Consider the following 12,301-nt stretch of genomic DNA (forward strand, 5'->3'; position numbering starts at 1 on the left):
CCGCGCCTCCGCGCGCCCCGAGGAGCCATTCATGACGCGCCCGCACCTCTCCCTCCGTTCCGCCCCCCGCTTCATCCTCCGATTCGTTGCCCTCCGGTTCGTTATAGGGGTGACTGCCGCTGCACTGGCGCTCACCGGGCTCACCGGGCTCACCGCCGGGATCGTCCACGCCTCTCCCGGCAGGCTCGTCAGCTCGACGACGGTGGCCGACCAGATGCGCGACATCACCGTGCACTCGCCGTCCATGGGGCGCGACATCCCACTGACCGTCCTCACCCCGAAGGACACATCGAAACCCGCACCGGTCCTGTACCTCCTCAACGGCGCAGGCGGCGGCGAGGACTCCGCGACGTGGCAGCGGAACACCGACATCGTGAAGTTCTTCGCCGACAAGAACGTGTACGTCGTGATCCCCATGCAGGGTGCCTTCTCGTACTACACCGACTGGGTCAAGACCGACGAGAAGCTCGGAGTCAACAAGTGGGCGACGTTCCTCGCGGACGAACTGCCGCCCGTCATCGACGGCACGTACCCGACTACCGGCAAGAACGCGATCGCCGGGATCTCGTCGTCTGCGACGTCGGTCCTCAATCTGGCGATCGCGAACCGCGGACTGTACGAAGCGGTCGGTTCGTACAGCGGCTGTGCGAGCACGTCGACCGAACACGGCACGCTCTTCATCCGCATCGTCGTCGAGACACGAGGCGGCGGCAACGTCCGCAACATGTGGGGTGAGCTGCGCGGACCGCTCTGGAAACAGAACGACCCGATCATCAACGCGGCAGGGCTGCGCGGGGTGTCCCTGTATCTGAGCGCCGCCACCGGACTGCCGGGCGCGCACGACAACCTGTCGGAGGTGCCGAACGTCGCGACGCTCGGAGACCGCATCGTCACCGGTGGAGTCATCGAGGCCGCCACCCGCGTGTGCACCGAGCAGTTGGCGTCGCGCCTGCAGCAGTTGCGCATTCCGGCCACCGTCGACCGTCCGATCGGTGGAACACACTCGTGGCCGTACTGGCAGGACCAACTGCACAAGTCGTGGCCGCAGTTGAGCCGCGCGATCGGCGCTTGATCCGCGATTCGGCGATCGTCGAGCTCATCCGGGCCGCGGTCGGTTCGCACAAACGACGCGTCGCGTCGATCGTCCTCGCGCAGATCGTCGCCATGTCGGCGGCGCTCGCGCAGCCGACGCTGAACGCGCACATCGTCGACTCCGGTGTGGTGGCAGGTGATGTCGGCTACATCGAACGCATCGGTCTGCTCATGCTCGCCGTCGTCGCAATCGGAGCCGTCGCGTCGATCGTCGCCGTGGCGTGTGCCTCCCGGTTGGCGGCCGACGTGGGTGCTGATCTGCGCTCGCGGATGTACCGTCGAACCACCCGGATGACCGCCGTCGAGTACCGGAGTCTCGGTACGCCGACCCTGCTGACCCGATCGACAATCGATGTCAACCTCGTGATTCAGGCGGTGTTCGTGCTCGCGGCCACCGCGGTCACGGCGCCTCTCGTCACGGTCGGTGCCGTCGTCCTCTCGATCCGCCAATCCGTCCGGCTCTCGCCGGTCATCGGCGCGGTCGCAGTGATGCTCGTCGTGCTCGTCGGCGTCTTCGTCGTTGCCCTGACTCCGCTGTCTCGTCAGCTGCAGCGTGCCGTCGACCGCGTGAGTCTGTCCCTGCGGGAACAGCTTTCGGGCGTTCGCGTGATCCGGGTGTTCGGCAGGGAAGCGGCGGTCGGCGAGCGGTTCGACGAGGCGAACGCCGGTCTCACCGCACTTGCCCGCAGAGTGGGGGCGGTGCAGGCGCTCTTCGGGCCGGTCACCCTCGCGGTGACGAACGTCGGCACGGTCGCGGCGACAGTGTGGGCCGCTGACCTGATCGACCGATCGCAGATGACGATCGGTGACCTGACTGCCTTCACCGGATATCTCGGACAGGTCGTGTCCGGTCTGATCCTGTTCTTGCCGATCGCCACCGTGTGGCCGCGGGCGAACGCGGGAGCGGAGCGGATCCGCGAGGTGCTCGGCGCCGCCGACCAGCCCGCAGGCGGGGGGCCGGCCGAGTTCGCGTCGGCACCGCTCGAGGTCCGCTTCGACACCGTCACCGTCGACTATCCGGATGCGACTCGGCCCGCGGTCAGCTCGGTGACCCTGACATGCGCCGGCGGTGAGGTCACCGCTGTAATCGGCGGCACGTCGAGCGGAAAGAGCACACTGCTCGCGACCGTCGCACGAATCGTCGAGACCTCAGAGGGATCAGTCCGGGTCGGCGGAGTTCGCACCGACCGGGTCGGGTTGACCGCGCTGCGAGCCGTTGTCGCGCATGTCGGCGGGGAGCACCAGCTCGTCGCGGGCACGATCGCGGACAATCTTCGGTTGGCCGATCGGGACGCCACCGACGATGTCCTCTGGTCGGCGCTCGCTGCGGTTCGGGTCGCTAGTGTGCTGCGCGATCGACACGGTCTCGACACTGTCGTCACGCAGGGCGGACGCAACTTCTCCGGCGGACAACGACAACGTCTCGCACTCGCTCGCGCGATCGTCCGGGCACCGCGCGTGCTGGTGCTCGACGACGCGTTCTCCGCGATGGACCGGGCGACGGCCGCCGCAGTCCTGGACGGCGTACGCCGGAAACTGCCGGACACCACCGTGATCGCGGCGGCACAACAGATCGGGAGCCTCGCCGACGCGCATCAGATCGCAGTGCTCGACCGAGGCGCCGTGGTCGATGTCGGGACTCACCGGGACCTCGTGGCCGAGTCGAGCGTCTACCGGGAACTCACTGCGGCTGAGGTGGGCACGTGATCGCAAGGGGCAAGGCCAGGATCGTCCTCGCACTCGTCGCCGCGCTCGTCGCGACAGCGGCGACCGTCCTGCTTCCGTATGTCCTCGGACAGCTAACCGATGTCGTCTTCGCTGGAGCGATCGGTTCGCGTCTGCCGTCCGGGGTCTCCCTCGACCAGGTCGTCGACGCCTACCGCGCGGGCGGCGATGACCTGACCGCCAACCTCGTCGCCCGGAGCGGGGCCGTCCCCGGGCACGGCGTGGACTGGCCGGAACTGTGGACTCGCACCGGGCAGGGATTCGGTCTCATCGCGGCGATCCTCGCGGCCAGATCGACCAGCGGACTGCTTCTCAACGCATTCGTTCAGGACACGGTCCGCCGGATCCGGACGGCGCTCGAACGCACTGTCCACCGGCTGCCGATGTCTACCGTCGACGGGGGACGGCGTGGGCACATTCTGAACACCACCACCGTCGACGTCGACAATCTGGCGACGGCGATCGGACCGGTGTTCGTTCAGTTGCCGGTCATCGTCGCGACGATCGTGTTCGTCCTCGTCGCACTCGGTCTGGTGTCGCCGTTCTTCCTCGGGGTCGCCGTCGCGTCGGTGCCGCTGGTCGTCATCGCATCCGTTCTCGTGCTCCGCCGCGCGCGGCCGCACATGCAGCGGCAGTGGTCCACCACGTCCGACCTCACCGCGCACATCGAGGACGTCTACTCGGCCCGCGACATGCTCGCCGCCTACGCCGCGCACGACGGGCCCGCGAGGAATTTCGACCGACTCAACACCCGACTGGCGCACGCGACCCGCGCCGGTCAGACGTGGAGCGGTTCGCTGTCGCCGATCATGACCGTGTGCAACGCGCTCGTGTTCATCGCGATCGCCGTGTTCGGGGCCGTGAAGATGCTCGACGGCGCGGTCACCCTCGGCGCGCTGCAGGCGGTCGTCATGTACGCCAGCCAGTTGTCCAATCAGGTCTCGTCCCTCGCAAGCACGCTGCCTCGCCTTCAGTCTGGGCTGGTCTCCTACGGGCGCGTCCGCGAGTTCCTCGCGCAGCCCGCCGAGTCCGCGCCCGCGATCGATGATCCACCGCCGACGTCCAGCGGACGGCACTCTCGGCCGCCGCGCATCGTGTTCGACGACGTCTCGTTCTCCTACGGCGCGGACCGGCCGCTCCTCGACGGCGTCGACTTCGTTGTCGAGCCTGGCCAGACGGTCGCGATCGTCGGCGCGAGCGGATCGGGCAAGACGACCATCACCTCACTCATGCAACGCTTCTACGATCCGGACGCGGGGTCGATCACCGTCGACGGCAGCGACATCGCCGGATGGACCCGCACCGAGGCGCGCACACAACTCGCGGTCGTAGCTCAAGAGCCGTGGCTGTTCTCCGGCACGGTCGGGGAGAACATCGACTTCGGCGGTGACGCACGGTCGGACGTCATCGACGAGATCGTCGCGGTACTCCCCGGTGGGCGCGGCACTCGGGTGTCGGGCGACCACGACACGTTGAGTGCGGGGGAGAAACAGTTGGTCGCAGTGGCGCGTGCGTTGGCCGCACGACCCCGCATCCTCATCCTCGACGAGGCGACGAGCGCTGCAGACCCACGATCGGAGTTGCTGATCCAGCGAGGGGTCTCTGAGCTGCGGCGTCGTACGACGTCCGTCGTGGTGACGCATCGTCGTTCGACGCTCGCCCTCGCGGACCGGATCCTCGTACTCGGCGGCGGCCGGATCGTCGAATCGGGCACTCTCGACGAGCTGACCGCGTCGGGACGCGAGTTCGCGAGGTTACAAGGCATGCCTCTGTGATTCATCCCACGAGACCGGTACGATGGGATGAGTTTCAGAATTTGTCTCAACCGATGGCGGTTCGCCATGAAGTGGAGGGTCCCAATGACCAAGCCTGCAGAAACTGTGGTGCGTGCCGGCGACAAGGTGTCGTCCGAAGCGCACGGCCTGACTGAGCTGCTCGAGATCCAGAAGGCCGCGTTCCTGCGTGACGGGATCCCCGACGCGAAGACTCGCGTCAGCCGCATCAACCGACTCGGCCAGATGCTCCTCGACCACGCCGACGAGATCACCGAGGCGCTCAACGAAGACTTCGGCACGCGTCCGAAGGAACTGTCCATCGCCGCGGACGTCGCGGGCTGCATGATCGACCTCACCCACCAGCGGCGCGACGCCGAGAAGTGGATGAAGGAGGAGAACGTCTCCAAGCTGCAGGGGCTGCTCGGTTACAAGCAGCGCCTGCGTCACGAGCCGCTCGGCGTCGTCGGCATCATGGGGCCGTGGAACTTCCCGCTGCAGCTGACGATCGTTCCTGCCGGTTCGGCGTTCGCCGCGGGTAACCGGGTGCTGATGCGCCCGTCGTCGGTCACCGCGAAGACCACCGACGTCATCGCGCGGGTCGCTCCCGACTACTTCTCGATCGAGGAGTTCGCCGTCGTCACCAGCAAGCACGGCGGCGGCGCGGACTTCGCGAAGCTCGACGTCGACCACATGTTCTTCACCGGTTCGCCCGAGGTCGGCAAGTCGGTCGCGCAGGAAGCCGCGAAGAATCTCACCCCGGTGACGCTCGAACTCGGCGGGAAGAACCCGGCGATCGTCGACCCGGTGCAGGACATCACCGAGGCTGCGAACTTCCTCGCCGACGCTCGCATGGTGAACGGTGGGCAGGTCTGCCTGTGCCCCGACTACGTCTTCGTCCCGGAGAGCAAGGTCGGCGAGTTCACCGAGAAGGTCGTCGCACGCTGGACTAAGAACTTCCCGACGATCCTCAAGAACGGCGAGTACACGTCGACGATCAACGAGAAGAACTACACCCGTATCGTTGGGCTGATCGACGACGCTGTGGAGCTCGGCGCCACCAAGCACCAGGTGATCCCGGCGGGCGAGGATCTGCCGAACGCACAGGCGCGCAAGATTCCGCCGACCTTGCTGACCGGTGTGAAGGCGGGGATGAAGGTGGAGGAGGACGAGGTCTTCGGCCCGGTCCTGACCGTCTACCCGTACCGCAACCTGGCTGAGGCGATCGACAAGATCAATTCGGCGGGCCATCCGCTCACCCTGTACTGGGTCGGCAAGGACAACGAGAATTTGCAGCGCGTCGCCGACAACACGCGCAGCGGCTCGATCAGCGGAAACGACTTCGCGCTGCACCTGTTGTCGAGCGGTCTGCCGTTCGGCGGCGTCGGCAAGTCCGGCATGGGCAGCTACCACGGCAAGTTCGGTTTCGAGACGTTCAGCCACGCCCGCGCGGTGACGGTCTCGACGATGCCGATCAGCTTCGCGCAGATCATGTCGGCGCCGTTCACCAAGAGCGACAAGCGTCTGACCAAGATGCAGATGACGATGTGGCGCTTCCTCCAGGGGCGGGCTTCGCGCAAGTCCGCCAAGGGCTGACCCGTTCTCCCCGACCTGCTGGTCGGGCGACATCGAGACCCCGCGAGCCCGGTAGCTCGCGGGGTCTCGCCTTTGCTGTCGCCACTGACGAATGCCGTCCCGCCAGCGAAACCAAGCACTTGCTAGGGTGGATCGGTAGTCAGGTGAATGGAGGCACATGGTGGCGGCGAAGTCGACCGCGGCGGGCTCGGCCCGGCGAGACCAACTGCTCGGGATCGCGGGCGAACTGTTCGCCGAACGCGGTCTGCGATCGACCACTGTTCGTGACATCGCCGATGCCGCGGGCATCCTGTCGGGGAGCCTGTACCACCATTTCGACTCGAAGGAGTCGATGGTCGACGAACTGCTTCGCGGCTTCCTGGACACGCTCTTCGCCCGCTACCAGGAGATCGACGCGGCCAGCCTGGACGCGGCAGATACGCTGCGCCAGTTCGTGATAGCGTCCTTCGAGTCGATCGACGCGCGGCACACCGCGGTCGCCATCTATCAGAACGAGGCCCGTCAGCTCGGCGGGCAGGAGCGCTTCTCCTACATCAACGAACGCAACATCGAATTCCGTGCCCTCTGGGCGTCGGCGCTTCAGCGCGGCGTCGACGACGGAGAATTCCGCCCCGATCTCGATGTCGACCTGGTGTACCGGTTCCTCCGCGACACCGTGTGGGTTGCGGTCCGCTGGTATCGGCCGGGCGGCGCGAAGTCGATCGACGAGATAGCCGACCAGTACCTGACCGTCGTGCTGGACGGTCTGCTGCCGCGCTGACGACGTGTGATCAGCGGCGCACGGACGCGGTCACCGTGAACTTCGCGTTCCGCGCGACCTGCCTCGTCGGGCCGACTATCCGTTCGAGTGACCCGCGGTAGCGCAGGTGCGAATTCCAGACGCACCACAGTTCACCGCCCCTCGCGAGCGTGCGCGCAGCTTCGGCGAACAGATGATGTGCGATGCCCGTCGAGAGGGCCGCATCGTCGTGGAACGGCGGATTCAACGCGATGAGCTCCTGTGATCCGGAGCCGACCGATTCGAGGCCGTCCGCCTGCACGACGTCGACCCGGTCGGCGACACCGTTCGCATCTGCGGTCGCTCGGGCCGATCGGACAGCGGCCGCGGAGCGGTCGGTCGCCGTCACAGTCACTGCAGGCCGGGCGAGCGCCAACGCGGCGCCGACGACTCCGTTGCCGCATGCGAGGTCGACGGCGGTCGACGCGACCGGCACCGCGTCGGTGAGCACCTCAAGCAGCAAACGCGTGCCGATGTCGATGCGGGCCCCTGCGAACACGCCGCCGTGCGCGACGACGGTCAGCCCGTCGTGGGTCTCCGACCTGGGCCATGAAGCGAGAAGCTCGGTGGCGGCCTCTCGCCTCGGCGCCCGCGCGAACAGCACCCGCGACTTCTGCCGCGCATGGCTGACGTCCACGCGCCCGAACGATCCGCGGAGCACCTCGTTCATCTGCGTCGACATGTGCTTGATCCGACCACCCGCGACGACGACCACGCCGGGATCCGCGGTGGCTGCGATGAGTGCCGATACCTCGGCCAGCCGGTCGAGCGACCGCGGCAGGCGCATGAGCACCACACGCGCGCCGTCAACGACCTCCGGAGCGAACCCGAGCGGGTGGATGCCACCGACACCGAGGCGGTCGGCGTTCGCGGCGAGCGCCCGCTGCCCGGTGAGCAGATCTTGGTGGACGCGCACGTCGGTGGCCCCCGACCCGATCGTCACCGACCCGATCGTCAACGCCCCGTACGCATCGTCCAGCACCGACACCGATCCCGGTGGTGCGTCGGCTAGATGGGGGGCGGCCTCGTCGAGGATCAGCCGGTCCGCGGCGTCCGACGCCGGCAGACTCGGTCCGTCCACGTCGGGGAAGCGTTTCAACTCGTCCAGATCCACCACCGCAGACTACTGGGCAGGCTGATCACTGGGCAGGCAGCAACTCGTTCGCGAGTGCGGCGGTCATTGCTCGAGCGGCGGCCGACGGCGTCGAACCCACGGCCAACGACAGCGACGTTTCGACCGAGTCCGTCACCGGAATCGCGGCCAACGCATCCCGCCCGACGGCCATGGCGGCCGTCAGGACGCCGACACCGCTACCGAGTTCGGCGAGGGCGAGGACCGAATCGGGCGAATGCGCGGCCACCGCAGGTGTCACATCTACGCGCGCGACGGCGCACGTCGACGCCAATGCGGATCGGACGCCGGTACCGGGCGGCAAGCTCAGCACGGTGACGTCGACGAGTTCGGCGCACGCGACCGAGTCTCGAGCGGCCCACGGGTGGCCGACGGGAACGACGACGGCGATCGGTTCCCGGATCACCGTGAGTCCGGTGACCTCGTCAGGCAGCGGATCGGTGTGCGCGACGAGCGCGACGTCGAGCCTGCCTGCCGCGAGATCGTCGATGAGCAGGTCGGAGTTGGACTCTACGACGCTGACACTCACACCGGGGTGGGCGCGACGGAACGCGGCGAATCCCGCGAGATAGCCCGGGACGGTGCAGCCGATGACGGTTCCGAGGCGAAGGCTTCCACGTACCACGCCGGACAGTTCGTCGCTGACGGCGTCGATGGTGGCGATCGATGCGAGCGCAGCACGCGCGTGCGGGAGCACTTCGTGACCGGCGGCCGTCGCCGAGACGGTCCGCCCCCGCCGGTCGAGCAGTCGATGTCCGACCTCGTGCTCCAGCTTGGCGATCTGGGCCGACACTCCGGACTGGCTCACGTGCAAGCGAGCGGCCGCCGCGGTGAACGAGCCAAGATCGGCGACCGCCACCAGGTATCGCAACTGATGCAGTTCCATAACCAATGATGCTAGCTCTCATAACAACCAGCTGTTGGACTGATGATCTCGGTGGCGCGACCGTAGACGTATGAGAACGATGACACCGACCGCGATCGCCGAACTCTACTTCGACTGCTGGGCCCGCAAGGACTTCACTGATCTCGCCGCACGTCTGTCGCCAGACTGCCGCTTCACCGGCGTGTTCGGGACGGCAAACGGCCCCGACGAGTTCCTCAAAGGCCTATCCGGCATGGCCGCAGGCACCGATTCGATCGTCGTCCGCAAACGGGTGGCCGACGGCTCCGACGTGATCACGTGGTTCGACCTCGCCATGGGTGGGGCGCCCGCGACCGCCGTCGCAAACTGGACACACATCGAGGACGGCCAGATCTCCACGGTCGACGTGACCTTCGACCCGAGAGCGATCCTTGCGGCGTCGTCGTAACCGGCGTCGGAACACCCGGGACGTATCATGACGCCATGCCCTCTGTGCTCGCCGTCTGCGTCGTCCGAGCCCTCCACCCGGATTCCGGGCGGGCAGGAGTCACCGCGATCGACAAAGGCCCCGTCGACGGACCCGTCAAAGTCGGCGACTACGGTCTGTACGCCGACGTCCAGGTCGACCGGAAGCATCACGGTGGCCTCGACAAGGCGATCTACGTGTACGCGCAGGAAGACATCGACTTCTGGGAGAGCGAACTGGGACGCGAGATCCCGTTCGGATTCTTCGGCGAGAACCTGCGAACCGAAGGCATCGACGTCAACGCGGCGCGAGTCGGCGAACAGTGGCGGATCGGGCACGACGTGATCGGCGAAGTCACGTCGCCGCGGATCCCGTGCCAGACGTTCGCTCGCTGGATGGGCGACGACAGCGACGGATGGGTCAAACGATTCGCGCAGGAACGTCGGCCAGGACCATATCTGCGCGTCGTCAAACGCGGACCTGTCGCCGCGGGCGACGCGATTAGCGTCCTGCGCGTGCCAGACGACGCACCGACGATCTGTTCACTCGCGCGCTGACAGTCCCACACGTCCTATCAGGCGCCCCGCTCAGACGTCATCGTCGCCGACGGGACCGCCTTCGCTCTCCCAGTTCTCGATCATCCGCACCCCGGTGCGCGTGAACTTGCGGCGCACGCCGACGCCGCCGAACTCGTCCTCCACGACGAACATCGCCCCGTACGTGACGAGGGCGTCGGTCAGCCGCTGAACCTGCGCCTCGTCGAGGATGTCCGCGCCCTTCTCATACTTGCGGAGCGCTGCGGGGTCGATCTCCGCGTTGCGGGCGATGGTCCGGACCGAGACCCGGCAGAGATGTCGCGCCGCGCGTGCGAGAGAACCGTCCATGTGGAATTCGATGGTTGCCATGCCTCCATCATGCATCCGGCGAACGCGACTTCTCGCCGGAGCGACCAGTTTGCTGTGCGGCGCGGGTCTATATCTGTGACGGCACCCGACCGAGGCGCCGCTGACCTGGAGGACTCCCATGCACAAGATGATCTTCGTGAACCTGCCCGTCGCCGACCTCGACGCGTCCCGCGCGTTCTTCACCTCGATGGGATACGAGTTCAACGACAACTTCTGCGACGGTGACGCGCTCGCACTCGTGCTCGGCGACTCGATCGTCGCGATGCTGTTGCAGCGCGAGGTCTACAAGAGCTTCGTACTGGGGAAGGAGGTCCTCGACGCGCATACGGCGAGCGGCTGCATCGTCTGCCTCAGCGCCGAGAGTCGTGACGAGGTCGATGCCGTGGTGGACAAGGCGATGGCCGCCGGTGCGACCGCAGGCGACACCGAGGAACACGGGTTCATGTACGGACGGTCGTTCTTCGATCTCGACGGCCACGCGTGGGAGATCATGTGGATGGATCCGGCAGCCGCGGAAGTCGGGCCACAGGCGTACGCGGCGCAGCAGGGTTGACTCGAGTCGTCGAGGAGAAGGGGTACAGCGTGATCGACGAACCGTCCTTCGAGGCAGCCACCGCCTCGTACCGCGCGGAACTGCTCGTCCACTGCTACCGGATGCTCGGCTCCGCGACCGATGCGGAAGACGTGCTGCAGGAGGTGTACCTGCGAGCGTGGAAGGCGTTCCACCGATTCGAGGGACGATCGTCGGTCCGCACCTGGATGTACACGATCGCGACCAACACCTGCCTCACCGCGCTGGACGGCCGGTCGCGGCGGCCGCTCCCGACCGGACTCGGAGCCGAACCGTCCGACCCGCGGATCCCGGTGAGCGCCGACGAGGAACGACTCTGGCTGCAGCCGCTGCCCGACGCGGCGATCGGCGATCCGGCAGACACCGTGGTGGGACGAGAGAGCGTCGGGCTCGCCATGGTCGCGGCGATGCAGGACCTGCCCGCCAGACAACGAGCAGTCCTGATCCTGCGGGAAGTGCTCGCGTTCAGCGCCGTCGAGACCGCAGACCTACTGGGCATGAGTGTCGCGGCAACGAACAGTGCGCTCGCTCGCGCACGCCGCACGGTGGGAGAGGGGACACGGAAGGACGGACGTCGCGCATCCGAACTGACCGACACCGAACGTGCAGTCTTCGACGAATTCTGTCGCGCGTTCGCCGACCACGACATCGACGGCGTCGTCGGAGTCCTCGCTGACGACGCCGTATGGGAGATGCCGCCGTTCCCCGGGTGGTATCGGGGAGCCGCCGAGATCGGCGTACTCACCGCCATGCAGTGCCCGGCCGCTACCGCCGGCGACATAAGGATGATCCCGACCGTCTGCAACGGCCTGCCGGCCGCAGGCATGTACATGCGCGACGGCGACATGTGGCGCCGATTCCAATTCGACGTGGTCAGCATCGTCGGCGGAGCCGTCGTCCATGTCGGCGCATTCTTCGACGATCGCCTGTTCACGTTGGCGCGCTTGCCCGAGACACTGCGCTGACATGCCGATTTGGTGTCCTCGGCAAGACGTGTGTAACTTATTCGAAGTCAGCGCGACGCCGCGCTGACAACTTCAGCCCCAGCCAGGGCAGACGATCTCAACTCACGCACTGTGACTTCGGCAACGAAGTCCGAGCGAGTTTGTCTGGGAGAAACCCGCTCTGGTAGGTTGGAAAGGTCGGCCTGAAACGGTTGATACAACAGTATATGTTCGCTGGAGTTCGGCCTGATTTGTTTGGGTTGGTGCTGGTGGGTGTGTGTTCTTTGAGAACTCGATAGTGTGTGATGGATTTTTTCTTGTGCCACATTTTTTTGTATTTTTTTGTGGCAGGGATGAATTTTTGACGGACATTTTTGTTTGTTAGTTTTTTGTTTTTGTCAGTTTTTTGGATTGGTCAGGTTTTGCTTTCTGGCTTGTGTTGAAATTGCTGGCCC

General features: G+C 66.5%; 12 protein-coding genes. 9 read left to right on the forward strand and 3 right to left on the reverse strand.

Annotated elements, in window-relative coordinates; all coding sequences use genetic code 11:
• Positions 1-31 precede the first annotated feature (31 nt).
• The 5 genes from L5G33_RS03945 to L5G33_RS03965 all read left to right on the forward strand — a co-directional run bounded on the left by L5G33_RS03945 (position 32) and on the right by L5G33_RS03965 (position 6,945).
• The gene (locus tag L5G33_RS03945) at positions 32-1,072 is read left to right on the forward strand and encodes an alpha/beta hydrolase (protein WP_265742466.1); all 1,041 of its coding nucleotides are present in this window, start codon (positions 32-34) and stop codon (positions 1,070-1,072) included.
• Positions 1,039-2,799 (forward strand): ABC transporter ATP-binding protein, encoded by a 1,761-nt coding sequence (locus L5G33_RS03950; protein ID WP_236996849.1) that lies wholly within the window; start codon positions 1,039-1,041, stop codon positions 2,797-2,799. Before L5G33_RS03945 ends, L5G33_RS03950 begins: the two co-directional genes overlap by 34 nt.
• Positions 2,796-4,592, forward strand: coding sequence for an ABC transporter ATP-binding protein (locus L5G33_RS19365; RefSeq protein ID WP_236996850.1), 1,797 nt, complete (start codon positions 2,796-2,798; stop codon positions 4,590-4,592). Before L5G33_RS03950 ends, L5G33_RS19365 begins: the two co-directional genes overlap by 4 nt.
• Positions 4,593-4,676: 84 nt before the next feature.
• Entirely contained in the window at positions 4,677-6,185 is a 1,509-nt protein-coding gene (locus L5G33_RS03960) for an aldehyde dehydrogenase family protein (protein WP_236996851.1), read from the forward strand.
• A 157-nt stretch (positions 6,186-6,342) separates the two neighbouring features.
• Complete coding sequence (locus L5G33_RS03965; protein WP_236996852.1) at positions 6,343-6,945, forward strand: TetR/AcrR family transcriptional regulator; 603 nt, start codon at positions 6,343-6,345, stop codon at positions 6,943-6,945.
• Positions 6,946-6,955: 10 nt separating this feature from the next.
• Here the strand turns inward: L5G33_RS03965 and L5G33_RS03970 are convergent, their stop codons facing one another.
• Complete coding sequence (locus L5G33_RS03970; protein ID WP_236996853.1) at positions 6,956-8,077, reverse strand: class I SAM-dependent methyltransferase; 1,122 nt, start codon at positions 8,075-8,077, stop codon at positions 6,956-6,958.
• A gap of 25 nt (positions 8,078-8,102) precedes the next feature.
• Complete coding sequence (locus L5G33_RS03975) at positions 8,103-8,981, reverse strand: LysR family transcriptional regulator (protein WP_236996854.1); 879 nt, start codon at positions 8,979-8,981, stop codon at positions 8,103-8,105.
• 70 nt (positions 8,982-9,051) lie between these two features.
• On the opposite strand from L5G33_RS03975, the gene L5G33_RS03980 reads away from it, so the two are divergent.
• Both L5G33_RS03980 and L5G33_RS03985 read left to right on the forward strand, forming a co-directional pair.
• Positions 9,052-9,408 carry a nuclear transport factor 2 family protein gene (locus L5G33_RS03980; RefSeq protein WP_236996855.1) on the forward strand — a complete coding sequence of 119 codons (357 nt, stop codon included), beginning with the start codon at positions 9,052-9,054 and terminating at the stop codon, positions 9,406-9,408.
• Between the two features lie 35 nt (positions 9,409-9,443).
• Entirely contained in the window at positions 9,444-9,983 is a 540-nt protein-coding gene (locus L5G33_RS03985) for an MOSC domain-containing protein (RefSeq protein ID WP_236996856.1), read from the forward strand.
• A gap of 30 nt (positions 9,984-10,013) precedes the next feature.
• On the opposite strand, the gene L5G33_RS03990 is transcribed toward L5G33_RS03985, so the two are convergent.
• Positions 10,014-10,331, reverse strand: coding sequence for an XRE family transcriptional regulator (locus L5G33_RS03990; RefSeq protein ID WP_236996857.1), 318 nt, complete (start codon positions 10,329-10,331; stop codon positions 10,014-10,016).
• A gap of 118 nt (positions 10,332-10,449) precedes the next feature.
• Between L5G33_RS03990 and L5G33_RS03995 the strand changes: the two genes are divergently transcribed.
• Together L5G33_RS03995 and L5G33_RS04000 are read left to right on the forward strand one after the other, a co-directional pair.
• Entirely contained in the window at positions 10,450-10,884 is a 435-nt protein-coding gene (locus L5G33_RS03995; protein ID WP_236996858.1) for a VOC family protein, read from the forward strand.
• Between the two features lie 29 nt (positions 10,885-10,913).
• Positions 10,914-11,867, forward strand: coding sequence for a sigma-70 family RNA polymerase sigma factor (locus tag L5G33_RS04000; RefSeq protein ID WP_236996859.1), 954 nt, complete (start codon positions 10,914-10,916; stop codon positions 11,865-11,867).
• The last annotated feature ends 434 nt before the right edge of the window (positions 11,868-12,301 follow it).

The sequence above is a fragment of the Gordonia liuliyuniae genome (assembly GCF_021738805.1).
GTDB lineage: Bacteria > Actinomycetota > Actinomycetes > Mycobacteriales > Mycobacteriaceae > Gordonia > Gordonia liuliyuniae.

What these genes read in the sequence shown, in the direction of transcription:
- L5G33_RS03945 (WP_265742466.1), top strand. Translation starts at nt 32, where the DNA reads ATGACGCGCCCGCACCTCTCCCTCCGTTCCGCCCCCCGCTTCATCCTC.
- L5G33_RS03960 (WP_236996851.1), top strand. Translation starts at nt 4,677, where the DNA reads ATGACCAAGCCTGCAGAAACTGTGGTGCGTGCCGGCGACAAGGTGTCG.
- L5G33_RS03965 (WP_236996852.1), top strand. Translation starts at nt 6,343, where the DNA reads ATGGTGGCGGCGAAGTCGACCGCGGCGGGCTCGGCCCGGCGAGACCAA.
- L5G33_RS03975 (WP_236996854.1), bottom strand. Translation starts at nt 8,981, where the DNA reads ATGGAACTGCATCAGTTGCGATACCTGGTGGCGGTCGCCGATCTTGGC.
- L5G33_RS03980 (WP_236996855.1), top strand. Translation starts at nt 9,052, where the DNA reads ATGAGAACGATGACACCGACCGCGATCGCCGAACTCTACTTCGACTGC.
- L5G33_RS03985 (WP_236996856.1), top strand. Translation starts at nt 9,444, where the DNA reads ATGCCCTCTGTGCTCGCCGTCTGCGTCGTCCGAGCCCTCCACCCGGAT.
- L5G33_RS03990 (WP_236996857.1), bottom strand. Translation starts at nt 10,331, where the DNA reads ATGGCAACCATCGAATTCCACATGGACGGTTCTCTCGCACGCGCGGCG.
- L5G33_RS03995 (WP_236996858.1), top strand. Translation starts at nt 10,450, where the DNA reads ATGCACAAGATGATCTTCGTGAACCTGCCCGTCGCCGACCTCGACGCG.